This window comes from Fodinibius sp. GM108, assembly GCF_058386985.1.
This window is the reverse complement of sequence record NZ_JBYEIR010000002.1, coordinates 103,732-129,250: the sequence shown is the minus strand read 5'-3', so window position 1 is coordinate 129,250 and position 25,519 is coordinate 103,732. Positions and strand designations below refer to the sequence as shown.

The 25,519-nt window shown below is 42.5% G+C and carries 17 protein-coding genes; 6 read left to right on the top strand and 11 right to left on the bottom strand.

All coding sequences use genetic code 11. The annotated features are described in order from the left end of the window. Window positions 1–25: 25 nt before the first annotated feature. Window positions 26–481, bottom strand: a complete 456-nt coding sequence (locus ACT3ID_RS03840; RefSeq protein WP_491540671.1) for a MamS/MamX family magnetosome protein — start codon at window positions 479–481, stop codon at window positions 26–28. 281 nt (window positions 482–762) lie between these two features. Between ACT3ID_RS03840 and ACT3ID_RS03835 the strand changes: the two genes are divergently transcribed. Beyond that, complete coding sequence (locus ACT3ID_RS03835; protein WP_491540670.1) at window positions 763–1,647, top strand: universal stress protein; 885 nt, start codon at window positions 763–765, stop codon at window positions 1,645–1,647. A 430-nt stretch (window positions 1,648–2,077) separates the two neighbouring features. On the opposite strand, the gene ACT3ID_RS03830 is transcribed toward ACT3ID_RS03835, so the two are convergent. Then, entirely contained in the window at window positions 2,078–2,905 is an 828-nt protein-coding gene (locus ACT3ID_RS03830; RefSeq protein WP_491540669.1) for a class I SAM-dependent methyltransferase, read from the bottom strand. A 198-nt stretch (window positions 2,906–3,103) separates the two neighbouring features. After that, on the bottom strand, window positions 3,104–4,060 hold the full coding sequence (locus ACT3ID_RS03825) for a glycosyltransferase family 2 protein (RefSeq protein WP_491540668.1): 957 nt from the start codon (window positions 4,058–4,060) through the stop codon (window positions 3,104–3,106). 89 nt (window positions 4,061–4,149) lie between these two features. On the opposite strand from ACT3ID_RS03825, the gene ACT3ID_RS03820 reads away from it, so the two are divergent. The 3 genes from ACT3ID_RS03820 (at window position 4,150) to ACT3ID_RS03810 (ending at window position 9,910) form a co-directional block, all read left to right on the top strand. After that, a complete protein-coding gene (locus ACT3ID_RS03820; RefSeq protein WP_491540667.1) occupies window positions 4,150–4,470 on the top strand; it encodes a MerR family transcriptional regulator in 321 nt (106 codons plus the stop codon). Window positions 4,471–4,524: 54 nt separating this feature from the next. Continuing rightward, a complete protein-coding gene (locus ACT3ID_RS03815) occupies window positions 4,525–5,406 on the top strand; it encodes an MBL fold metallo-hydrolase (protein ID WP_491540666.1) in 882 nt (293 codons plus the stop codon). A gap of 1,129 nt (window positions 5,407–6,535) precedes the next feature. Beyond that, complete coding sequence (locus ACT3ID_RS03810; RefSeq protein ID WP_491540665.1) at window positions 6,536–9,910, top strand: coiled-coil domain-containing protein; 3,375 nt, start codon at window positions 6,536–6,538, stop codon at window positions 9,908–9,910. Between the two features lie 986 nt (window positions 9,911–10,896). Here ACT3ID_RS03810 and ACT3ID_RS03805 read toward each other — a convergent pair. From ACT3ID_RS03805 to ACT3ID_RS03795, 3 genes are all read right to left on the bottom strand, one after another. Then, a complete protein-coding gene (locus ACT3ID_RS03805; RefSeq protein ID WP_491540664.1) occupies window positions 10,897–11,655 on the bottom strand; it encodes an HAD hydrolase family protein in 759 nt (252 codons plus the stop codon). A gap of 146 nt (window positions 11,656–11,801) precedes the next feature. Next, window positions 11,802–12,818, bottom strand: a complete 1,017-nt coding sequence (locus ACT3ID_RS03800; protein ID WP_491540663.1) for a VWA domain-containing protein — start codon at window positions 12,816–12,818, stop codon at window positions 11,802–11,804. Between the two features lie 965 nt (window positions 12,819–13,783). Next, window positions 13,784–15,127 carry a glycerate kinase type-2 family protein gene (locus ACT3ID_RS03795; protein ID WP_491540662.1) on the bottom strand — a complete coding sequence of 448 codons (1,344 nt, stop codon included), beginning with the start codon at window positions 15,125–15,127 and terminating at the stop codon, window positions 13,784–13,786. A 765-nt stretch (window positions 15,128–15,892) separates the two neighbouring features. Between ACT3ID_RS03795 and ACT3ID_RS03790 the strand changes: the two genes are divergently transcribed. After that, a complete protein-coding gene (locus tag ACT3ID_RS03790; protein WP_491540661.1) occupies window positions 15,893–16,186 on the top strand; it encodes a GIY-YIG nuclease family protein in 294 nt (97 codons plus the stop codon). Between the two features lie 186 nt (window positions 16,187–16,372). Here the strand turns inward: ACT3ID_RS03790 and ACT3ID_RS03785 are convergent, their stop codons facing one another. The 4 genes from ACT3ID_RS03785 to ACT3ID_RS03770 form a co-directional block, all read right to left on the bottom strand. Beyond that, window positions 16,373–16,687 (bottom strand): hypothetical protein, encoded by a 315-nt coding sequence (locus tag ACT3ID_RS03785; RefSeq protein WP_491540660.1) that lies wholly within the window; start codon window positions 16,685–16,687, stop codon window positions 16,373–16,375. 206 nt (window positions 16,688–16,893) lie between these two features. Next, window positions 16,894–17,424, bottom strand: coding sequence for an exosortase X (gene xrtX / locus ACT3ID_RS03780; RefSeq protein WP_491540659.1), 531 nt, complete (start codon window positions 17,422–17,424; stop codon window positions 16,894–16,896). A gap of 75 nt (window positions 17,425–17,499) precedes the next feature. Beyond that, window positions 17,500–18,303, bottom strand: coding sequence for a glycosyltransferase family 2 protein (locus ACT3ID_RS03775; RefSeq protein WP_491540658.1), 804 nt, complete (start codon window positions 18,301–18,303; stop codon window positions 17,500–17,502). An 824-nt stretch (window positions 18,304–19,127) separates the two neighbouring features. Then, window positions 19,128–20,456, bottom strand: coding sequence for a nucleotide sugar dehydrogenase (locus ACT3ID_RS03770; RefSeq protein WP_491540657.1), 1,329 nt, complete (start codon window positions 20,454–20,456; stop codon window positions 19,128–19,130). A gap of 610 nt (window positions 20,457–21,066) precedes the next feature. On the opposite strand from ACT3ID_RS03770, the gene ACT3ID_RS03765 reads away from it, so the two are divergent. Beyond that, entirely contained in the window at window positions 21,067–22,704 is a 1,638-nt protein-coding gene (locus tag ACT3ID_RS03765) for a hypothetical protein (RefSeq protein WP_491540656.1), read from the top strand. Window positions 22,705–22,753: 49 nt separating this feature from the next. On the opposite strand, the gene ACT3ID_RS03760 is transcribed toward ACT3ID_RS03765, so the two are convergent. After that, window positions 22,754–25,138: a GumC family protein gene (locus ACT3ID_RS03760; protein WP_491540655.1), complete on the bottom strand. Its 2,385-nt coding sequence runs from the start codon at window positions 25,136–25,138 to the stop codon at window positions 22,754–22,756. Window positions 25,139–25,519 lie beyond the last annotated feature (381 nt).

The following is a 25,519-nucleotide window of genomic DNA, read 5'->3' as shown; positions in this document are numbered from 1 at the left end:
ACGGGCCCACGATTCTTCTGGATTTTTATGCTTTCACTTTACGCCAGCTGTTCCAATAAGGTGTGCCGTCTTCATCACGGAGTTTGAGTTCTTCATCACCGTGGATCACTGACACAGCTGTTAGTATTTCACGATTTTGGAACTTGGTTTTCGATCCTCTGATCTGGACTTTATCACCCGTCTTTAAAAGATGATTCTGATGGTTGATAAACCATGCCGGACCCAGATGTACCGGAATCGTTTTACCATCTGTTGCCAAATTTATATAGATCCCTTGTGCTTCATCTTTCTTTTCCCCGGATTGTTCAACAGACTCAATTTTCCCTTCAACATCAACTATATTTTTGGGATCAAAAGGCCGCTTATATAGTTCGCGTTTCCGTATTTGACGTGAGATAGCATAAGTAATTCCAGCAGCTGACAGTAATGCGATACCTCCACTTACCAGCTTCATATTTTTTACCATTTGTTTTGTATTCATAATCTCTCCTATTTTATGTTCTTATTTTCAACCAGCAATCATCAACAGATTTACACCAGCTTTCGTAATAATCAGCATTTTCATACTCCCTTGTTGGCATTTCAAACGCTATCATTGATGTAGGCTTTTAGTACTGTCATGCTGTGAGATTTTATCCTACAATTATATTGAACTTCCCTGTGCGCAAAAACCTTACATAGTTCTCAACACTCAGCACTACAAATTTTTCATTCTTATATCCCTATTCTTCTGTTTATTGATCAAATTTAAATTGATATATCATGGATTTCTCAATTAATCATATCTGGTTTCCCACTGATTTTTCCAAAAATGCCGATCAGGCACTTTCTTTTGCTGTGGAAATAGCTCGACGAACGGGAGCCAAACTGACGCTTTTCCATTCAAAGCGCGAATCCAGAACTATGACCAGCTTTGAAGGGGCCACCGAGCCGCTGGAGGAGAATACCACTCAAAAATTAGACGGTATAAAAGAAAATCTTTTAAACCGTAATGAATACAAAGATCTGGAAGTTTCAACAGTCCTTGCGAGCGGGCAGCCACCCACCAGTTTAGTGAATCATGTCAAAGATCAGAAACCCGACCTCATTGTGATGGGTACAAAGGGAGCGACGGCAGATCGCAGCGTTCTTATCGGAAGCGTTACAACGAATACGATCAGTAAAACGGATGTCCCTGTACTGGCTATACCAGAAGGCAACACCTATAAACCGTTCGAAAAAATTACGTTTACCACGGATTACAGGGAAGGCGATTGGGTAGCACTGCAACAGATTATTCATCTTGCCCGAATCTTTGATTCTTCTGTTGATGTGCTGCACATCGCTGAAGGCCCCAGCCTTCAAAGTGAAATTAAATTCAGAGGGTTTCGGGAACTGGTTACTACACAAGCCGATTATAAGCAGATCAGTTTTTACATGGAGTATGAGCTTGATTTCTTTTCAGGAGTTGCGGAGTATCTGCATGACCATTCGACAGCACTACTTGTAATGACTAAATATCATAAATCTTTCTGGGACAAAATCACTCAACGGAATCACCAAAAAGAGATGGCTTTTTATACAGAGTTACCGCTGCTTGTGCTTCCGGGAGATAGATATATACAACCATCGCCTGTTTTTGATAAAGCGATTAATAATCAGCAATAAAGCATGAAAAAAGATTTAAGCGGTCGTTCGGATCATAAAACAGTAGAAAAGGCTTGGGCAGAAATTTTAGATTGTTAGCCACAGATCTGAACAGATTTAACACTGATTAGTGTGTTTGCTGATGCTGAAATAAACCTTCTCAGGGCGGAGAAATAATTAGACTTTTTTGCACAAAGTACCACAGACCAGTCACAGGCTTACCCGAAGCAGATCAATAACCCACCCCCCGCTCCACGCCCCCCTCCAGAGGAGGGAATTTGGGATGCCGACTTTACGGTTTTCAAAAAAGGTACAGAACAACGAGACGTACAATTATTAAGCATTTAAAAGGTACGTTTATCCCGTCATCCGCCTGGCAATCAGATTAAATATACAAGTGAGGAACTGTCGGTGCATACTACATTCGAGACTGAAAAGGGTAATCTGTCGATTATCCGGATTTCTTTGCCAGGGCATAAATTCCTGTTCCACGCTCATTATCATCGTGCATATCCAGTGACATCAAGACAAGCCCCACCGGGAGGGTAAAAATATAATAGACAGCCATCAGCGGGAGCGCCCAGAGCTTTATTTTCGTCAGCCACAGCATGGGATATTTAATCAACAGCTCCCACGCCAAGTGGCCTTTGGGACCATAGGTATACTTTATGTCCTCTATCTCAAAACCTGCGGATTCCAGCTTCTTTCGAATATCATCCTTCGAATATCCAACACGAGCATGCTCATCCACAAAGGAATCGTCCCCATCGGCATCCTCCTCAGAGTAAACCGAAGGCGAATGCATCAGAAAATAGCCGCCCGGTGAAAGCGCCTTATAAATATTCTGCATAACTTTTCGATCCTCTTCAATATGCTCGAGCACATCTATACAGATCGTAAAATCAAACTCATTATCATAGTTAATCTGCAACAGATCCTGCTGTTGAAAATCAATCCTGCCACGACTGATTTCTTCCCGAAAATATTGGCGGGAATCCTCTAAATAATCTTCTTTTACATCAATTGCTTTAACTCTAACGTTGGGGAACTCCTGCAGGATAAACCGATCATATTGACCAAAACCCGATCCGGCATCCAGCAGTTTCCACGATCTTTCGTGGTCAATATCGGAACCGTACTCCCGTAAAATATCCCGCACATACCAACTGCGCAGAAAGAACAGATCCAGTAGCTTATAAAATAGCGTGCGCAAAAATCTGGAACTGCGAATAATGATGGCAAAGCGATCCTTTACCGGATCATAGGCAATACGACTCATGAAAATATATTTCGAAATTTATCAGATAATTTTGAGCATAATTTGGACGTTGCGCAGCAGAGCTACTTCCCGCCTAGTTGTGAGGAGGTTGTACCTCCGAACAAAGCATCTATACCTCGGGAGTGCAACTCCCTCGGAACTATTAGTCACTACTTTAGAACCTCCTACATCAAATTTCTAACCTCCAGCTTCCAGCCTCTAAATCTTATCCCTGATATTTGGCTTTTCCTGTTTCTCATTCCGCTTCTGAATGAGTTCACCCAGAAAACCTATTGAAAATATCTGTGCTCCCAGCACCATCAGCATAACGCCTAAAAGTAGCAGCGGTCGATCTCCGATAGGATGACCGAAAAATATTTTTTCAATCGATAAATAAACATTGACAAGCCCGCCGATCACCAAAAATAAAAAGCCGAGCGCACCGAAAAAATGCATCGGTCGCTGCAGGTAGCGATTTACAAACAAAAGTGTTATTAAATCCAAAAATCCATTCATAAATCGGGACAGACCGAACTTGGTTTCTCCGTATTTTCTGGGATGATGTTTTACCGCCTTTTCACCAATTTTGTCGTACCCTTCCAGTTTAGCCAAAAAGGGAATATAGCGGTGCAGCTCCCCGTATAAATGAATGTGATTAATCACTTCACGTCTGTATACCTTGAGTCCGCAGTTGAAATCATTGAGTTTAATACCCGTCACCATTGAGGTTACCTTATTAAAAAAACGTGAAGGCAGTGTTTTTGAAACCGGATCGTGGCGCTTTTTTTTCCAGCCACTTACCAGGTGAAGATTCTCTTCTTTGAGCTTCTGCAACATTTTGGGAATTTCAAACGGATCGTCTTGTAAATCGGCATCCATTGTAGCAATAAACTCTCCGCGAGCGACTTCAAAACCTGCCTGCAGTGCCGAGCTCTTTCCATAGTTACGCTGCAGGCGAATTCCACGAACATGATTTCTGTCTTTGCCTATTTCTCGGATAACATTCCATGACTGGTCCGAAGAACCATCATCGACATAAATAATTTCGAAAGTACGCTTACTGTCCAGCGCCTCATGAATTTTATTGTTAAGTTCGGTAAGTGATTCATCCTCATTAAAAAGCGGTACGACAATACTTAGCTCAATCTCTGATCTATTTGAATCTTGTTCAGCCAAAGTGTTATTAAAGATTTTGTATCAATGAGTTAGAAATAATCCACCAGAACACGTATAATTAGCAATAAAGATACGCTTTTAGTCCTCTTATGAAAAAACTTTATTACTCCATAGGCGAAGTTAGTGATATCACCGATATAGAAGCCCATGTGCTGCGTTACTGGGAAACCGTATTCGATCAGTTGAGCCCCAAAAAAAATAAAGCCGGTAATAGAGTCTATAAAGAAAAAGATATTGAAACAGTTTTAAAACTGAAGGAACTAATCCAGGAAAAGAAATATAGTACAGAAGGAGCTCAACAAGTTCTGGATAAAGATGGAGAGGAAGAAGAAACAGAGATCCCCGTCAGCGTTAAGAAAGATCTCAAGGAGATCCGCTTATTCTTAAACAAACTTCTTGAAAAACTGTAGCGGATCAGACTTTCTCATTTCCCGAGTCAATTTTAATAACCTAATTCAATGGAGATGAATTTATCAGACCTATCGCTTGGTCCTTTTCACCTATACAGTATAGAAGCCGGACGTTTTGGCCTGGATGGTGGCGCTATGTTCGGTGTGGTTCCCAAAACACTCTGGTCGCGATATTTTGATGTCGATGATAAAAATCGAATCCCGATGGCCATGCGCTGCTTGCTGATTGAATCCGAAAATACCGGTAAAGTTTATCTTGTTGATACAGGATCGGGAACCAAGTTCGATGAGAAATTTGAGAATATCTATCGACTCGATTATGAGCACAGCGATCTTTTGAGCTCGCTCGATTATCACGGATTTAAACCCGAAGATATTACTGACATTATTTTTTCACACCTCCATTTTGATCACTGCGGTGGCACAACCTATTATGACGACGAGGGTAACCTGCAACATACTTTTCCCAATGCAATTTATCATGTAACGCGTAAGCAATGGGAAACAGCCACCAATCCCAATGTGCGGGAAAAAGCCAGCTTTTTATCCGACAATATCAATCCTATATCGGAGTGGAATAAACTTAATCTTGTAGATGAGCACCATGTTTATGAGGATGGATTAGAAGCCCTTCCGGTAAACGGGCACACGCTGGGGCAACAACTCCCAAAAATCACAGCCAAACATAAAACTATCGTCTATATGGCTGACCTTATCCCCACGCACGTCCACCTACCCCTTCCATGGGTTATGGGATATGATATGTATCCGGTAACGACGCTCGAAGAAAAAGAGCAGTATCTTGATCAGGCCATCGGTGAAGACTGGTATCTATTTCTGGAGCATGATGCCAATGAGGAAGTGGTTACAGTCAAAAAGGAGAATGGGAAGTATACCGTTGATGAGCGACTAACGCTTGATGATATTGGTAATTGAAATTTAAAGACTCCAGCACGATCTGTCATCATTAGTAAGGCAATTATTTCCCGCGCTAATGAAAAAAACTCCATCAACATCTCCGTGTCTTTCCGAAGAATTCAGTGGGTTTTCTGAATGATGAGGAATCTCAACTGATTCGGAGACTCTTATTTTTAGTAAAATACAGCCTGTATCACTTGAGATCCCTCTCCTGAAAGCCTTCGGGTTCGGATGACAAACAGAATTAATATCGGCAGTTTTACTCTCAAACAACAAAATCCTCCACTGGTGCAAGTCTTGCAATAATATACACGTTGCAAACTTGCACCAGTTTATAGTTTTTACCCCACCGCCTGAAGATGAATCACCAGGCTAAGAAGAAAAACCGAAGCTCACTTTAAGTGAGCTTTTACAAATTTTCTTAGCCCACGGATTCATCCGTGGGTACGATTGCTGTTCCGACGCGGAGCCCAACTACGCTAAAGCTACGAAGGGCAGGCATCGGAACGAGATAAGAAGAATATGAAGAAAACCATAATTGCACATCACTGTGTGCAAATCTGTGACTTGTGCCATAAATCAACTGATAAAATTGCAATTTTGCTCCAGTTTATGGTTGGTTGATATTCAGCACGAGCGAACGCTCCCGCTATGTTTCTACCTGAGCCTATTCTCTGTGGTAAAAGCAACTATACGTTTTTACCCACCGCCTGAAGATGAATCATCAGGCTAAGAATAAAAACCGAAGCTCACTTTAAGTGAGCTTTTACAAAATTCTCTTAGCCCGCGGATTCATCCGTGGGTACTTCGACCCAGCTGCAAGGTTACGCACGAGAGGTTCCGTAACCAGATAGGACACCTTTGTTGTGAGAGGGTTGCCCCCTCGAACCTTTAACTATGTGCTCCATGTTATTTTCAATTGAATCCCGCGGTTTCGGGAGTGCAACTCCCTAACAACTATTTTTCTTATTTTCTTGCGCGTTTCCGTGGAAACGAGATACACTATAAAATTCCATAATCGATCCCCGGCCGCAATGGAATCCACAACAGTTTTGTTATTTTTACATATTCAAAAGCGATTATTTTCGTTACTTTACTTGCATGAGTATACAAAATCTCTGTCTTCAGCTGCTAAAGCTCATACCTAATGAACCAGGATAAATCTACAAATACGCTGATTCAGCAATTTATCTCTATTACAAAAGAGAGCTTTCGCAATCTGCAGCGGAAGTATAAAATTGCACTCTTCGCCATTTTTGCAGCTATCATCTTCGGTGGACTGAGTTTGGCGGGTGTCTTGGAATCAATCTTTTACCTCCCTGCCGCTGCCAAAATAAGTATCGTCGGATTGACATTGGTAGCTGCCGTTGCAACAGTCAGCTATTATTATAAAAAACTGTCTAGTCCATCCTTCAAGGCGTTCTATCAACAATTTAGTAAAACAACGGGGAAAACTAATCTCAGTGATGCATTTGATCTGCATTTTGAATCAAACACACAGAAGGCGCCACTACAGGATGCGGCCATAAAGCAGAACCTGGGGCAATTAAATCCTGATGAAATAAAAGCCAGCCTGAAACACTATTCCAAACAACATCCGATCCACACGTACTATCGCGCCGGTGCATCATCAGCAACAGCTGTAGTATTACTGCTGGCAGGTCTTTTGCTTTGGCAGCCCGACGCGTTGAACCGTTTTGTCGATTTACGGACCAGTTATACACCGCCCAATCCCTACACCTACTCTATAGAGCCAGGGACGCTTACATTAGAACACGGGCAATCATTTACGCCCGAAATACATTTTGAGGGCGACTATCCCGAACAACTGTCACTTGCTTTCAAAACAGATATCGAAGAACAGTTTCGAAAGCGTAATCCTGTCTCCGCGGATAATCGACAGGCATCTTTCTCTCCCATTTCACTTACTACCGATGGCAGCTATTACTTTGAGATGGATGGATTCAGAACTAAAGAGTTTGATGTAACTGTTCAATTACGTCCGCGTCTGGAAGAACTTGCACTGGAGGTTGTGCCTCCTGCATATACTCAACTTGATACCACCAGCTACAGATATCCTTTCTCAAAAATCCGAGCCTATCGTGGCTCCCAAATCAATCTGAAAGGGACATCCAACAAACCGGTAACGCAGCTTTTGTTACTTAGAACAGAAGCATCTGATACGATTAGTCTCAACGATAATTCAACTATAAGGAAGTTTGATTATCAGTGGACGATCGGTTCTACGGATACTGTATCCTTTAGTATGTCTGATAGTGCCGGTCTCACTAATAAAAATAAGTTCCGCTTTGTTGTTGAGCCTCGTAACGATCAGCATCCGTTTGTGAATCTTATTTCTCCATCGGGAAACATAAAAATGGAGACCCCCGAAAATCTTATCCTGGAGTATGAGGCGGGCGACGATTTTGGACTTACCGGAGCCTCATTGCATTTTGAGCATCAACGAGCTTTCACGCCAAACCCTGAGACCGGAACGATTGATCTGCCCCGGCCATCCATGAATAGTACGCAGGCGTTTGAATGGGATATCCCGGCTCTTAATCCCAAGCCGCGCGACCAGCTTACTTTTTGGATACAAGTACGCGATAACGACGCTCACAATGGAGCAAAAACAGGAGAATCCCAAAGATTGACAATCACTTTCCCTTCCACGACCGAATATATGGAAGAGCTGGAATCCAGGGAGAATGAGGTGAGCGAGTCGTTGGATGACGTTTCGGAATCATTTGAACAGATGGAACGGGAGTACGAGCAGTTTAAAAATCAGCTGAAACAAAATCCCGACACTGATTGGGAACAAAAACAGCAGCTTGACAAAGTGGATGAGGAGCGTAAAAAAGTTGACCAGAAAGTAGAGGAGCTGAATAAAAAGTTCGAGGAAATCCGAAAAGAGATTGAGAAAACACAGGCATTGTCGCCGGAGACTATGGAATCGTATGACGAGCTTCAGAAGCTCATGAAAGAGATCAATGATCCGGAATTAGAGGAGGCTTTGAAAGAACTTCAGAAATCACTCGGGGAGATGAATCCGGATGAAATGCGGAAAGCTCTTGAAAATTATGAGTTTAACGAACAGCAGTATAAGGAGCGCCTGGACAGAACTCTGGAGCTGTTTAAATCGCTGAAATTAAACAGCGATCTGGAGAAAATGGCAAACTCGCTGGAAGAATTGGCTGAACAGGAGAAGGAGATCAGTGAATCCAAACAGTCTCCGGCAGAGGATTTAAAAGAGCAAGAAGCCATAGATGAGGATTTAAAGAATTTACAAGAGCAGCTTGATAATCTTGACGATAACGCACCGGATAAAGCCCGTAATCAGATCGAACAATTACAAAAAGAGAGTGATCAACAGCTCCAAAAAACGAGGGAAGAGCTCCGGGAAAATATGGAACAATTGAAGAAACAGATGCAATCGCCGCAATCTGATCCCGATACCAAAGAGCAGCAACAGCGTATTCAACAACAAATGCAGCAGATGGCCAGGCAGATGCGTGACTCCCGGCAGCAGCTCAACCAGCAACAGATACAGATTAATATGGCCGCGCTGGAATACGTCCTCTATTCTCTGATCGATCTCTCTGTAAATCAGGAAGAATTGACAAAGGAAACTGAAAGCATACCATCTGCATCGCAGGCTTTTGTTGATAAAGCAAGAAAGGAGCGAAATATCGCCCGCCAGTTTACAGCCCTTTCGGATTCTTTATTCGAGATTTCATCAGAGATTCCGGGTTTCTCCAACAAGATAAATCAAAAGAAGGCCGAGGTAGAACGGCAACTCTCCCGCTCGGTTGATTTGCTTGCGGAACGTGACAAGTCTAATTCAACGTATGCTCAGCGGCAATCATTGGGAGGCATCAACGAGCTTTCATCGATGGTAGCTGATCTTTTGGAACAGCTTCAGAATCAGCAACAGGGTGGCAGTGGCGGCGGATCCATGACTATGCAGCAGTTTATGGAACAGCTGAAAAAGATGTCTGGAGAACAGCAAAAGCTAAATAAACAGATTGAGGAAATGATCAATGACATTCAGGGCGACAGACTCAATCAGGACCAGATGGAACGGCTGAATCAGCTGTCCAGACAGCAAAATAAGCTGCGCAAGCAGATCCGTGAACTACAGCAGAAAGGAGAGCTAGAATCAGGTGATCGCGTGCTTAGCGAGCTGGAGCGGATGTCGGAGCAGATGGAAGATGCCATTAACGACCTGCGCGGCGGACAGCTCGATCGTAATATGATGGAACGGCAACAAAATATATTATCCCGCATGCTGAGTGCTGAAAAAGCGATCCAGGAACGCGGTGAAGAGGATCGACGAGAAGCGACTACAGCCGAGGACAGGCCGGAGTCTGTTCCTCCTGATGTCACCCTGGAACAGTTACAGCAGAAAATCCGAAAGATGCTTAATGACCCTGACCGGACCAAATTTTCTGAGGATTACCAGCGCCTGATTGAACAGTATTTTGAGCTGCTTCAAAAACGGGATAAGGAAATTATTCAGTAACTTTTTCCTCGTCACAATTCCTTAGTTGTGAGAGGGTTGTACCCTCGCACTTATTTACAGCACGATCGAGTGCTCACGTTATATCTATAAATCTTTTGATCTGACGCAGAGTGTCTGTCAAATGTTTCAACGCAGAGCGTAGAAACGAGATAATTCATTGCAAGTCGGCAGTAAATCCCCTCCAGTACAGAAATAACGGGATCCTTAATTGGCTGCAAGTGAATACTACATTGCCAGGATAGGTTTCTCCGCTGCGTTCCCTACGGGAACTTCGGTCGAAATGACATCATGGAGAGATTAATTACTTTGGACGTCATTCCGACCAAGTCACTGCCAAGTGACGCGTGGAGGAATCTGCAAAGGCAGCTTATAAGGTTGTCTTTCACACGCCGAACTATTTCGGGAAATTCTTCGGCTCCATTCCTCGCTGCACCAGGATGGCATCAACGTTGGACACTAGGTTTGGAAGTTTTGATAGCTGTTTTTAAACAGCTTCGGGCTTTATAGTTCTTAGCCCGGTCTTTCAAGGCCGGGCGAAAGGGAATAAGAAAAATATGGAGGGAAACTGTTTTAATAGCTATCCGGAACAGTAACTTCAACTCCGTGACCAATGAGTTTTTACTGTGGAGCAGGGAGAAAGCATTACAGGGTCAAGGAAACACCTATTCAATCTGTGCACTAACGCTTTCGTTAAAAAGCAGTGTTATCCTGAGTAAACGAAGTGCATTGAAGGATCACGCCGGGAGTCGGACAGGTCTCCTTGAATCGACTCGCGTAGAATCCGAAGTGTTATCTTCCACACATTTTCGAGCAATTTCCGGGAGATTCTTCGACTTTGCTTAGTTGTGAGAGGGTTGCACCCTCGAACATTTATTTACAGCACGGATCGAGCGCTCACGACGCAGAGTGTCTGTCAAATGTTTCAACGCAGAGCGTAGAAACGAGATAAATTACTTTAAACTTGCATTCTGCAACACGAACCCGCCTTATCCTGCTTCCGCCAATATTTGACGATTTTTCTGGATGATATTACGATACGCTGCCAACACAGCACTTGTGACTTTCTCATCCAGTACTTCAGCTACATCTTTCACATCGTCAGATGCATTTTGAGGTGCAAATGAACGTCCCACAACTTTTAATCCGGGGATATCACCACTGCTGTCACCGATATACGCTACTTCTGAGGGTTCAAGGCCCATCATTTCACACAATTCCAGAATACCATTACGCTTGTTGTTTTCTCCCAAAATAATATTGATCGACACATCGGTGAAGTGGACTTCAAAGTCCGGATAATGTTCGTTGACATAATCTTTTATCTCGGGATAAATCTCTTGGATCACTTCCCGTTCCAGATGAATTACACCGGCATCCATCTTTTTGGTAAATTCGATAATAAGATCGGGATAGCGAGGCACCATTTCTTTCTGCAGCCACTGTTGGAGTTCTCTGACCTGCCGGTTGGCTTCATCATCAAAAGCGGGAAGTAACCGCATTTTATTAGTTTCCAGTTCATAAACCCCCGCACTTTCAAACACCACGGGATTTTCAATGCCCAGCCATTGGGCCACAGCTTCAACATAAGGGAACGGGCGTCCGGAACAGATGGATAGCGATGGCACGGCCATATCATGAACACTTTGCTCGTTAAGTCTTCGTATTTGAGAAAGAAGCTCCCAATCCGGCGTCTCAAAAGGGATAGAAATACAGCCGTCGATATCGGTAATAAATAGTTTAATCATTTTATAAGCTACAATGTGACAAAATTAGGAGTTACAAAATTTTTGATCTGCTTGTTCACAATCTAAGGTACCATTTATTTAGCTACTTCATTTTTATCAGTGCCTTCCCCATCAGCCTCAGAAATATCTCACAATTCCTAAATTACTTAACCACGGATTTTAAACTCCGGAAACACCATCCCAATCAATAAAAACAACAGGCCAATACCTGCAAGCCACTGGTACTGATTCTTAAAATCGGCGTATTCCTGGCTGGCAAATTCTCCCTGTTGGAGCTCATCCAGTCGACCGAGGAAACTATCAATACCAGAACCGCCGCCGCGGATTTCGTAGTATTCGCCTCCCCCCTCCTCAGCAATTGATCGAAGAACACTCGACTCCAGTCTTGAAGTAACCACTTTACCCTGGTTATCACGCTTATATCCCATTAATGATCCTGAATCATCATAGAGCGGAATGCGCCCGCCTGATTCTGTACCAATACCCAGTGTATAGACCGATACATTTTGCTGGCGTAATTGGTCAAGGGCTTCATCATAGGAATCGCCATGATTTTCCCCATCAGATATAATCAGTAGCACCTTCGAGGCATTGGTATTTTGCTCATCTTCCGAGTCAAAAGCATCGATAGCGGTCTCCATGGCTGCACTAAAATCGGTAGTGGATGAGGGCATCTGTTCCGTTTCGGCAATATTTAAGAACATGCGTAATGCCGAATAATCCAGAGTCATCGGAGCTTGCAGATAGGATTCGCCGGTAAACACGATGAGACCTACGCGGTCTCCGTTAAGGCGATCCACGAGGCGTGAAATTTCATATTTTGCTTTCTCCAATCTGCTGGGCCTCACATCCTCGACATTCATACTTGCAGAAAGATCCAAAGCAACGAGCAGGTCCACCCCCTGTCTTTTCACTTCCCGGACTTCAGTACCTATTTTGGGGCCGGCTGCAGCAATGATTAGCAGAGCTATCCCCACATAAACGCTGATCGTTTGAATACGTTTGCCAAGCGGCCAAAATCCTGATCGCAGTTTTTCGAAAAGTTCTGACCCAAAGAATGATTTTCGCTTCTCATCCAGTTGCTTGTTATACCACCAGTTTGCGGCTATTAACAATGGAATAATGAGCAAAAACCATAAGTAAACACTATCCTCCCAAATCATACTAAAATTAGCTGGTGTGGATTATAAATTAGTCAGAGAATAAATAACTGCTAAAGATAAACCAAATTGCTGAAAAATTTTAGTTGTTTTGACCCACCGCGCCGTCGCCAGATCGGCTACGGCGTGTCGGCGACCTTGTTCCCTCCTCGTTGTGAGAGGGTTGTACCCTCGAACTTATTTACAGCACGAGCGGACGCTCTTGCTGTGGCTATAATCAATCTTTCGATCAGACGCAGAGCGTCTGTCAAGTGTTTCAACGCAGAGCGTTGAAACGAGGTAGAAGTGGGGCAGTAGTTTCAAACTGTGGAGATTGAGCAAACGCTCTCGCAAAAAAGCAGTGTCATCCTGATCGCCAGTCGGAGGATCACGCCGGGAGTCGGACAGGTCTTCCTTGAAGAGGATCGTGTAGGATCTGAAGGTTGTTTAACACGCCTACGAGCTATTTTTGGGAGATTCTTCGACTTCATTCATCGCTGCACTCTTTATTCCACTCAGAATGACATCAACGTTGTTTTTTGTAAGGATCTGTGGAGATTTATGGCAACAGAACAAGTCCTTGTTCAAAGTTCGGGAGTGCAACTCCCTCACGACAAGTTTTATCTCGTCCCGATGCTCTGCGTCGGGACCCGGCGGTAAACGCTCTGCGTTTTGAGCATTCCTATTTTTATGGAATTATTTTACCCTTACTTTTCAACTATTATGAGAGGGGATATCATCGTTTCGTTACAGCTCGATCAAGCGTTCACGCCGCAGAGCGTTGAAACAAGATAACTGGTACAAGTTGCAAATTTGCACCAGAACCCACCCACTCCTACACCAAGGTTTCGGAGCGCAGGCTTGTTCCCTCCCTATTCACCATAGGGAGGGAAACTTTTTTAATAGATACTTGGCTGGAATTGGACCTTCAATTCCAGGAACAACGAGTTTTCTCCCTACAGGTAGGGAGAAATTAAAAGAGGGTCAACTTAATCACTCGTTCTATCGACCAAAATCAAAACGATATCCATCAGATTATTGCCGGTGGGGCCCGTCTTGAGATGAGTCCCCAACTGATCATGGAAAACATAGGAATTATTATGATCGAGATAGTACTGTGGATCTATGCTACGGCTGCGGGCTTCCGAAATGGTAGTCCCATCCACAATAGCACCCGCTGCATCAGTCGGTCCATCAATACCATCGGTACCCGCACTAAGCCATGTTACATTGTTACTTCCCAAAATTTTTAAAGCTCCTCGCAAAGCAAGCTCTTGATTGCGTCCGCCTTTGCCATCCCCTTTTACATTAACGGTACTTTCTCCGTAAAAGATGAACAAGTAAGGCTTTGTGTGTTCACTTACCCTGATATTTTTGCTGTACTCGCTCATCTTTTGTTCAATTTTGTCTGCAATACTTGCAACGTCATCATTAAAAGCTTCATCAACAATCTTGGTTCGACAGCCGCGGGATTCCGCCAGGTCCGAAATCTTTTGGGCTAGTTTTCGGGCCGAGCCAATAATCTTTGAATGATGTTTCTCAATAGGATTATCCTCCGGCCTCAGTGTTTCCATTTCTTCACCGTCAATTCCCCGCTCGATATGTCTCCGCACCGATGAGGGCACCTTTTCCCATAATTCATACTCAAGCAAAATATGATACGCATCCTGAAAAGTAGATAAGTCAGGTGTAGTTGGACCACTGCCAATGATTGACAAATCATCATTGGGCACATCAGAAATAACCAAATCAACCAAAGTGGTGTTGGGGTTCAGCCAGTACAACAACTGCCCCCCTTTAACTTGCGAACAATGCTTGCGAACAGTATTGATCTCATGAATCGTTGCTCCGGAATTATTAAGGAGATCAAAAACCTTTTTTAAATCCTGGATTGAGATTCCTTCCGAAGGCAGGCAAAGCAGCGAAGAGGTACCGCCGGAAAGTAGCGTCAAAACCAATGACTGTTGAGGAATTTCTTCTAAAAAAGAAACCACCCTCTGCCCTGCCTTTAAACTGCTTTCGTCTGGTACTGGATGAGAGCCGACAATAACTTCATTGGAAGAGCAGTTTTTGCCCTGCTCACTATCAGAAGTGATAACCAGGCTACCGGTGATATGATCTCCCAGAATTTCCGCCGTGGCCTCATACATCGGGACAGAAGCTTTCCCAATCGCCAGTACGTAAATTGGACTTTTTTTTATATTAAGTCTTGTATCCTCTGAAATTGAAAGCTCGTCTCCCTCTAACTTCATTGCTTCTTTAATAGCCTGGGATGGAGAACAGGATTCCAGTCCATCCAGGAAAAGTTCTCGAAGAAATCGTTTTGGCTTCATGTTTCCCCTTCTTTAACTGTTTGCTTACCAACTATATAATCTATTGAAGTTAGCTGTAAAGATCATCACTCTGATTGCTGTTTATAATCCATTTGAGGTTGAATAGTTTCGGTTGCAATGATAACCTGCTTCAGGATTCTTGTTAAGTAAGTTGACGCCCTGCTTGTTATATCCATCGGATGTCAAGTCCAGCCATCACCGGTGGTCGGACACGGTCTCCATTACCTGCTAGCATAAGATCTGACCCTCTCCTGACCTTTCCCCTACAAGCAGGGAGAGGAACTTTTTACATATTTAATGCTATTCAAAAACTGTCATTCAGTCGAAGGTTCTAGCATTCGAGTTGTGAGAGGGTTGTACCCTCGAACTGATTGCGAGATAATTGGCCGTTACATATCGTGTCGATGAGTCTTTCGATCAGACGCAGAGCGTCTATACTTACGTTCCAACGTGGAGCACTACTTCGCTAAAGCTCCGTAGCACATGCATCGGAACGAGATGGAAGCTCGTGCTACGAAGTTTTAACATAGCAGTGAAGGGACATGTGTTGATTTGTTCGATAAAACTGCCATGATAAATTTCTCGACTCTGTCCGCCGGCCCCGTGGAATGACACGCTGTGGTCCTCCAATTATTGGAGGATTCCACAGGCCCCGGTTGGCGGACGCCGCTCGAAATGATAAGTATAAAAATTATTTTTGTAAGGCTACGTCCTTCCAATGGTCTCACTGTTTAAGGTAAATAAATCTCAAAAGCATGTAATTATGTGTATATTACAGCCAGCATTTCCAGAGTGATCTATACTGGAATGACCAATAGTCTTTATCATCGGATCAATCAGCACAAGGCAGGAGAAGATCCGGCAGCATTTACGACTAAATACAGAGTAAATCAGTTGGTTTACTACGAGTCTTATAAACAAGTATATGATACTATCGAGAGGGAAAAGCAAATTAAATGCTGGAGCAGACGAAAGAAAATAAAGCTGATCGAATCCATAAATCCGGAATGGAAAGATCTATCCCTTGAACCGGGATTTGATGAAGGTCGAGAACAATAGAAACCACCTCGTTGTCATTTCGACCAATTCCGACGAAGTCGGAAGCGCGGAGAAATCTCTTTCACTTTAATACAACTTAGAAGCTCCCCAGAAGCAGCTGCCTGAATCATTACGGTGGAGATTTCTTGACTCTGTCCTTGAGTTGTAAGAGGTTGTACTCTCGAACATCAGAATGCTTCTCCTAGATCACCAACGGAATAGTTTTTCGTTAATAATGCCTGTAACAATCAGTGGCGGAAGAGCCAGAGTCAGGGCCGGCGTTAAATAACCGCTGATGATATCAGTAACAATATAACCGGCTGGCAGACCCATTGCTCCAATCATTAAAAAAAGAAACGCCAAAAAACTAGCTACCAGATGCAGGCCAGCCAATAAAACGTAATATCTCCTTCGCTGTGTGATGAACAATAATACCATGAGGGAAACAAGAAAGAAAAATCCGAATTCCGGGCGATAATGCAACTGCTTACTTTTTTGCCCATAATTATATTCGATAATCAAAGATCCGCTCTCCAGTGATGAATAATAGTTGTTTTGATTGTCTTCAAAATACTGTACCGGGGGATAAACCAACTGTTGCGTTGTAGTAACCCGCAGCGGACGCCAAATAAATATGTAGATAAAGAGAATAATCACACAGATAAAAAACCGGGTACCCCAAAAATAAAGTTTTCCCTTTGAGTAAGGATCAGGGTTAACCGACATAATTAACTTACAGTAGCTTCTTTCACTTTTGAAGGCCTGTTATCTCCCAAATTGGCCCAGACCATCCACAAGATGAATATAACGATATAAAAAATCGCTGTTGTAGAGTAATCATGAGTAATATCAAACATTGACGGCCATTGCACCTGAATAATGGCCAGTGTAATAATCCTAATGATATTTACCAGGTAAATAATCCCGATTCCAACTATTATAAAAGAAATTCGCGGGATCCATTCTCCGGGATAGGCTACAATAAATCCCACGAATAAACCAATAGCAGCTATGCCACTACATCCATCAACCAGATAAATGCCAGGTGACTCATCAATCCCTATCAAGCGTCCGCTGGCATAGATATCATAACCAAACGATTTCAAAAATCCTGCCGAAACAGATACTATATTTTTGGTCAGCCATTCATCGAGACTCCCGTCGGGTAGTAACCAAAGCTCATATATTAAATACCAGCAGAGGTAGATACCTACAACCTTAATCAAAAATTTTGCTACATCAGATTGAAGCCAACGCATAAGTTATTCTAAATTCTTTATCCCAAATATGTCGGTTGATTTTAAAAGCGCGAAATACCTTCCATATTCCAGTTTCTATCGTTCATAAATACCAAATATATCATGGGCAAACTTTGCTAGTTCAACGGTAAATATCCAGCTGACATAAAACGGTCCCCGCCACCCCGCAAAGTGACTATAACCGAGAGATAACTTGTATTTCATCCCTTTATATCTATTACGAAGCCGGTTAACTATCGGGCGATTGTAACGGTGATAAATATATACTGATTCAACGATAAGTTCTATTGTATTACTTTCCTTTAAGAGACGAACACCAAAATCTTTATCCTGCCCACGCATCATAACTGGATTCATCATGCCGGCTCTCTTCAATAATTGCCGACTGAATAACATTGTATTTTGATGAAACGGGGTAATGATTCTGGTCAAAAAGGCATTTATAATATTTTCTGCCGTGGTATCTTCAAACTCGCGAATACTACGCTCAACTCGGTTATTGCCGTTAAAACTTACTGTAAAGCTTCCGATACATAAATCGGCGCCACTTTTTTCAAGTATCGATACTCTTTTAATCAGGCTATTCTTGGTCAGCTGATCATCCGCATCAAGAATAGTAAGGTAATAACCTTTAGATTCTCTAATCCCACAGTTGACGGCTGTTGGCTTACCACTATGCGCTATCCGGTACAATTTAATATTGATATTATTATTCTGTAGCTGTGGTAAAACCGGGGGCTCATCAGATCCGTCATCAACAATAATAAGCTCTATATTTTCATATTCCTGGTCGGCAACACTTCTGATTGCTCGTGGCAACAGATCGTGCATCTCATAATGGGGTACGATCACCGACACCTTGGGGATATGTTTAGCCAACGTACTTATGTTTGTTAAAAACTATTCCCTATATATCTTTTATGAATTTATTATTCAATAATTATAGAATGATCTAATAGTCTCAGTCGATATTTGAAAATTGCGGAGCCTACTTTTTGAAAACTGACATAGTTTTCACTACCCTATTCAAAAACCAGTTGGCGGATTCCAATCGAATTGATGTTATGTGGAACCCAAAAGAAGCAATGCCCTCCTGAATGAAGCCTGACTAACGGGGAGTGGAGCTAAAGGATCACGCCGCCGAGCGGAGAGGTATCCCTAACGAAATTCGAGTGAGGAGTTTGCCATGGTAATGCCCGGCCTTGAAAGACCGGGCTAAGAAGGAAAACCTAAAGCTGTCTTAAGACAGCTGTTATAAGCGCGCAGGAACAGTTAGAGTTTTAAAAACTTTTATCCCATAGAACCTGTCATGATAGATTTCCCCACTCCCTTCGGTCGGTCGAAATGACGTTGTGGTAGTGATTACACCTCTCTCCTTCGACATCTCCCGATTAGATTTTGAATGTTTTCGGAATGGAATAGAGAATCTTATATGGCTAATAGATTTCTCAGTCCTTAACCCAACCTTGAAAGACTGGACAAAGAAGCTGTTTGAGGAGAGCTTATTTTTATTCCCCACCTATTCGCTGGATTCGTTAGCTGGTGGGTATACATGCTTCTTTTGTTCGAGGGTATAACCCTCTCACAACAACGGTTGGTTGGAAGTTCGCCACAGTTCGAAAATCAAAAGATATGTGCATCCTCCGTCAGGGTAGGCGAACGTTCAACTGATCCACTGTCCAACTGACAAACTGTTCACTGAACTACGCCTGCCAGATATGAATATCGGATTTGCGTTCAATGCCATTCATTTCGTGACGCGAATCTATAATACAGTCTGACCATTCGGCTAACTGCTTGTAATTGACGTCAGAATGATTTGTCGAAATAATAACCGCATCATAATTACTGATCGTCTTCTTATCCCAACCAATGCTCTCAGTACCGGTCCAGTTATCGTGCTCGCGAGTTGGTTTGATTCTGGGTATATGCGGATCGTAATAGGAAACATCAGCCCCATATTCAACCAGAAGGTCCATAATTTTGAAGGTGGGAGACTCTCGCATATCATCAACATCAGGCTTATAGGCCAATCCAATCACAAGCACTTTGCTTCCATTCATCGCCTTTTTATGAGCATTCAAAGCTTTTAGCGTCCGATCAACAACATATTGCGGCATCGAAGTATTAATCTCTCCGGCCAACTCAATAAATCGCGTATTTTCCTCAAATTCGCGTGCCTTCCAGGTTAAATAAAAAGGATCGATCGGGATACAGTGTCCGCCCAGTCCCGGACCAGGGACAAACTTCATAAAGCCAAAAGGCTTGGTAGCCGCAGCATCCAGAACTTCATGCACGTTGATATCCATCTTTTGGAATACAACCTTCAATTCGTTAACCAAAGCAATATTTACAGCCCGAAATACATTTTCGGTAATCTTTACCGCTTCAGCTGTTTTTGTATCGGATACAGGTACGGTTTCAACAATAGCCGTATCATACAAAGCACAAGCTAATTCAATGCTTTCTTCAGTGTGACCACCTACCACCTTTGGAATACTACCAGTATTGAAATCAACATTTCCGGGATCTTCACGCTCAGGACTATAAGCAACATAAAAATCTTCACCCGCTACCAAGTTTGATTTTGCTTCAAGCAACGGAATGATCAATTCTTCTGTAGTACCAGGATACGTTGTGGATTCCAATATGACAAGCTGTCCCTTGCGGAGATTCTCACCAATAGTCATAGCTGTTTTCTCTACATATTGCATATCAGGCTCTCGGTGGTGGTCGAGCGGGGTAGGTATACACATTAATAATGCGTCGGCTTCATACAGTCGGCTGAAATCAGCTGTTGCATCACAATGTTTATTCTCAGCAAGTCGCTGCATCATTTCTTTCCCCAGATGTTTGATGTATGGACGTCCCTCATGTATACAGTCGATCTTCTCCTGATCGATATCGTAACCAACGACCGGCATACCGGCTTCATAAAAGGTCCACATTAAGGGAAGCCCCACATAACCCAGCCCCACAATTCCCACAGTGAACTCTTTATCTTCTATCTTTTTTAACAGCTCTTGGATCATATGAAATATATAACTAAAACCTTGATTATTTTTGAAGGGCTGAATATAGCAAATTCATAAGTTGATTCACACAGACTTAGAACTTTGTCTTACAAATATTGTTAAAATCTACGACTTGTGTGGATCATGAAAAGTATGTGAAGAATATACGCATAACTTGCGCCCTCTCTAATGATTCAGTGCAAAAATTGCACACGGCAAAATTTATCGGATAATAATATTTCGATAAATGTCCTAATAATATTTTCTCCCGGTATGTAATAAGAAAATAATATATCTCTATCTGATTCTTCCAACTACATTTTTACCCTCTTTACCTACAGCCAAATAAGTATTGGCATATAAATTGTACCTCTTATTTAACATCAGAGGATCACAAAGCTAACTACAGCCAAAAGTGAAGAGAGAGGCAGGTTTATCTGTTGATCCAAGGATTATATAGAAACTGAGAGAGAATCACCTTACCGGGAGAATCATGAAGAGGCCTTTATTGTCTATCCTTCGCCGGACATGCTTCATATTTATCTTTTTGATCATGTATCAGTCTGTTCAAGCGCAAAAGCCTATACTGGTTCATAATCAAGATACCACGTATATGCTAAAAGATGCTATGCTTGACGATATAGTGGTAACAGCAGATCGCTACAGCCCCAGTATTTCATTGGGTGAACTCATCAAAACAAGTGAACTCACTACCAGTGTAAGCGGATTGACCAAAGATTTACAACGCGACCTGCCATCAACAATTCGTCTATATACTCCCCAGGGTATTCCTATCCTTACAAAGTATACAAGCAATAACAGCCTTACTTCCTCAATTCCAGATTCAGCTATAACTCTTAATCCGAAAGAACCAAGTGCAAAATTCCCCAATCCCGATATTCCTATCATCCTTGAATCCAACTACCGCAAACGAGGTAACCTGTCGCTTAGTCCTCTGAACCAGACATTGACGATTGGATCGGGAACTGAACAAATATTAGCTGGAAATCTGGCCCTTTCTCACTCGGGACCTCCTGGAATTCTAACGAATATGTTACCCGAACTTGATGCTTATAACACCACATACTCCGGATTTGGGGCTTTACGGGCTGAATTTTCTGACACAGAAACAGAAATATTTATTCATCATTCCCAATCAACCAATGAATATGGGAATCTGCTAAATATTGAAGCACTTCATGAAGATGACAGGAACACTAATATATCTTTAAATCATAAGTTCTTCCTCGGCGACCTGACTATAGATGCCGGTATAATCTACCAAAACGGTCGTGAATTTAGAGATGTGAAGGAGCCAGATTTAAGCTATGAAGTTATCAATGAAATTAACGCTATATCATACACAGCGGCATTAAGCAATAACACGACGGAATTACGAGTCAATTACCACGATTTTAATCGTATATACTCCTGGCCCATCGACAGCGTAGCTCAACAGCGATATGAATCTGTTCTAACACATCAGCAAACAGTTATAGAAGATATTGATCTTACAGTTGAAACAAGATTCGACTTCCAGGACCTCGAGCCGTCCATAAGTGGTAAGTTAAATATACAGGCCAGCCCAAATATATTCATCAATTTAAACGGGGGCCGTTTATATGATGCAGTGGGATCCGAAGGCCTCAATAATCTGATGAACAGTGTCCAAACCACCCCGCATCCCTGGACTGTAGTTTATGGAAGTTTAAGTGCGAATGTTTATTTCGATGCTATACACATCAAAACAAGTATCATAAACAAAGATTTCAAACGAGGATGGTACGGCCAACCTGCCAATATTAACGGATGGACTGGACGGATCGGTGCAAATGGATTGCTTTTTCAGGGCACACAAAATATTTCATATATGAAATGGAATATTGAGGGTATAGCCCGAAAACTCTCTTTAGATTTAGCAGAACGTGATCAGCAAATAATGCCCGGACCTGCAAAATTAGAACAACATATCGGGCTGGAAGTCGGTATGGATAATATGATTTATGGAATTCAACTAGACTCCTTTATTGATCGACATATGCGTATTACTCAAAATATAACAGCAAACCTGGGACCACAGCATTTTCTATCAATTGATGCCACCAAAAGGATGGGGACTGTTAAAATAGGGGTAGCATTAAATAACCTGTTAGCTTTGTCGGGCACTGAAAACAATATCATGGCCCATTTCAGCGAAAAAAATGGAATGAGTTATGTATCGGCCCCTCCCTTTTTTAATCTGAGTCTGGGGATTGATCTGTATTAGTAAGAAATATACTGCCCTTATACCGCCTTTAAAAGACCGGGCTGGTATCTCACCCATCATGATATGACGCGTAATCTTCGTAAAGCTCCTGATAATAATGGGCACTATAATAATAGTCGCTTGTTTGATTATAGTCGAAAGCGGTTAATGCAGTACCAAGAACGTTAGCCTCAACTCTCTGCAGATTGTCTATTACATGTGAAACTTCTGCCTCCGTTGTTTCATTAAAACGTGCAACCAGTACTACACCATCCGTTTGCTGTATCATGGCCGAAGCATCGGTAATAATACCGTAGGGGGGCGTATCAATAATTACAAAATCATGTGTTTCTTCCAGCCTTTTAATTGTTTCCAAAAACGCTTTGCTTTGGGTAATTGCTGAAGGGTTCGGGGGACGATTACCCGCGGCTAGAATGGACAAGTTTGACAACGGCGTTTGCTGTAATGCCTCCTCAAGGGGGACATTATCAAAAAGTACTTCTACAATTCCAGGTGCCCGGGTAGAGCCAAACATATTGTGGAGATTAGGTCTTCGCAGATCTGTATCTACGATAACTACATTGTGCCCTCCTTCTGCCAGTATCACTCCCAAATTCGAAGCAATTGTTGTCTTGCCCTCTCCTTTTGTTGAGCTGGTAATCATCAGAGAGTTTAATTTCATGTCAGGATTCGAGTATATGATATTACTTTCCAGCCTGCGAAATGATTCCGAAATCGGAGAAACAGTATCCAACATCGATACCAGGTCGGTCTTAATATTCTTTCCCTGCACCTGCACTGTTTCCCCTCCCTCATACTCTTTTTTAATAAAGTGCTTCATATCGGGAATTACAGCTAGCAGCGGCAAGTCAAACTGTTTTAACTTTTCAACACCATCGATTTTGGTGTTAAAAGCCTCTCTGACAAAGATATAACCGACACTTATAATACCACCTAGAATAAAACCAACCAGCAGGTATAATTTTGTATTTGGTTTAACCGGAGTCTCGGGTATATAGCCATCATCAACAGGACGTCCAAGCCCAAACTGCGTTTCTTTCCAGAGCGACATCTCTGCATACTGCTGCGATATAGTAAGAAACAGCTCCTCATTAATTGTTACTTCACGTTTGAGGCGTGCAAGCTCGGTCATATTATCAGGCAGGTTATTGAAGAAACGCTGTTGCTCTTGAAGCTGCTCATTTATAACCTCTAACTGGGATGAGTATTGCTGCTGCTCCACCTGTAGTTCTATCAGCTTTTGATTGATATCAGATACAGCTTGTGCAATATTTCCATCAGCTCCTCCCAAAAACCCGAGATATTGATCTCCTTCATTAATAAGCTGTTGGGTTTTCTCCCGAATCTGCTGCTTGTAAATATCTATTTTTTCATTTATCTCTCGCAGTTCTTTCGGCGGATTCGGTGCATCACGCAATGAGGGATTGCTTGCCAACAGCTGCATCTTTTCAATTTCAAGTTCTGCCAGCTGATATTGCAAACGTGTCATATTAGGACCTACTGCATCTGCATATTGATCAGCAAGGCCGGGTTTTATTTCATTAAGCCGCTGCTCATATTTATCTATTCCAGACTCAACAGTAACTAATTTTACTTTTGCTTCCTGTTTTTTGGATTCCAGCTCCGCCATACGACCAATAAGCTCTTCGGTCTGTACATCAACCTGTACCAACTGTTCATCATTCATAAATTCTCGCAGACGATCCTCGGCCTTATTCAAGCGTTCTTCAATACGCTGCCGCTCATTCTCCAGAAACTGCACTGCCGAGTTGGCAGATCGTCGATTCTGACGCGTTGAAAGTTGGGTATACAGATCCATAGATAAGTTTACAACATCGGCAGCTTCAATCGGAGAAGGACTCTCATAATTTATGGAGACCATATCGGCTTCGCGGTCCACCTGTGCGAAAGAAATATTCTGCCTAATTCGAAAAGCAACCGTATCCTTAACGGCCATAGACGAATCATCAGGATAGCTTTTAAACAGCACCGGATATTGCCGGCCATTACTCATCAGACGCTTTTTCATCAGCGTATCAGCCATCTCCACTGAAAGCTTCCTGGAGCGCAAAATTTGCAGTTCATTACTGATAGTACTTCCCGTTCCAATACCGTACGTGCTGGTTAACAGGTTGGCAAGATCGCTACCGGCATAGGAATAACGATTTTGCTGCTGACTGATAAGCAAAGAGCCTTCGCTCTCATATATTGGTGTGGAGATATATGCTGCCACACCAGCCAAAACCGTAAATAAAATAACCGATCCTATGATCTTAAATTTATGATGCCATAAGGTATAAAAAAGACGCTTCAGATCAATTTCATCGGGATCTTGTCCCCTTTGCTGACCCGGACCGGTCGGGCTCTCAAATTCGCTTTTATAAGATCCATTGCCCGATGGAGTGGGAAAATTGTCGTTATTAGTGATTGACATTAAAAGATCTCTGAATGAAAATGCTGACGTTAACGCTCTCTAAAAGTAGAAATTTTTACTTCTTGATAAAACTATTAATTGCTTTTGTGATTTCAAAGGACAAGAGTTATATAATTTTTATTACATCATTGATGATGGGAAAGCAGCGATAACAGTCTGATTTTGCTCCATCAAGACACCAAACCAATTCTACTTTATCGCTGTTTGAGGATCAATCTCTTACAACTTAAAGAAATGATTCTAACAGATACAGAGCACCTGCTGTTCCCGTTTCCACGCAGAGCGTAAAAACGAGATAAAGCTTCATTTGAAATGATACTATAATTCAACATTCTCCGAGTTGTGAGAGGGTTGTACCCTCGAACTGATTGCGAGATAATT

What these genes read in the sequence shown, in the direction of transcription:
- ACT3ID_RS03840 (WP_491540671.1), bottom strand. Translation starts at nt 481, where the DNA reads ATGAATACAAAACAAATGGTAAAAAATATGAAGCTGGTAAGTGGAGGT.
- ACT3ID_RS03835 (WP_491540670.1), top strand. Translation starts at nt 763, where the DNA reads ATGGATTTCTCAATTAATCATATCTGGTTTCCCACTGATTTTTCCAAA.
- ACT3ID_RS03830 (WP_491540669.1), bottom strand. Translation starts at nt 2,905, where the DNA reads ATGAGTCGTATTGCCTATGATCCGGTAAAGGATCGCTTTGCCATCATT.
- ACT3ID_RS03820 (WP_491540667.1), top strand. Translation starts at nt 4,150, where the DNA reads ATGAAAAAACTTTATTACTCCATAGGCGAAGTTAGTGATATCACCGAT.
- ACT3ID_RS03815 (WP_491540666.1), top strand. Translation starts at nt 4,525, where the DNA reads ATGAATTTATCAGACCTATCGCTTGGTCCTTTTCACCTATACAGTATA.
- ACT3ID_RS03810 (WP_491540665.1), top strand. Translation starts at nt 6,536, where the DNA reads ATGAACCAGGATAAATCTACAAATACGCTGATTCAGCAATTTATCTCT.
- ACT3ID_RS03805 (WP_491540664.1), bottom strand. Translation starts at nt 11,655, where the DNA reads ATGATTAAACTATTTATTACCGATATCGACGGCTGTATTTCTATCCCT.
- ACT3ID_RS03800 (WP_491540663.1), bottom strand. Translation starts at nt 12,818, where the DNA reads ATGATTTGGGAGGATAGTGTTTACTTATGGTTTTTGCTCATTATTCCA.
- ACT3ID_RS03795 (WP_491540662.1), bottom strand. Translation starts at nt 15,127, where the DNA reads ATGAAGCCAAAACGATTTCTTCGAGAACTTTTCCTGGATGGACTGGAA.
- xrtX (WP_491540659.1), bottom strand. Translation starts at nt 17,424, where the DNA reads ATGCGTTGGCTTCAATCTGATGTAGCAAAATTTTTGATTAAGGTTGTA.
- ACT3ID_RS03770 (WP_491540657.1), bottom strand. Translation starts at nt 20,456, where the DNA reads ATGATCCAAGAGCTGTTAAAAAAGATAGAAGATAAAGAGTTCACTGTG.
- ACT3ID_RS03765 (WP_491540656.1), top strand. Translation starts at nt 21,067, where the DNA reads ATGCTTGACGATATAGTGGTAACAGCAGATCGCTACAGCCCCAGTATT.
- ACT3ID_RS03760 (WP_491540655.1), bottom strand. Translation starts at nt 25,138, where the DNA reads ATGTCAATCACTAATAACGACAATTTTCCCACTCCATCGGGCAATGGA.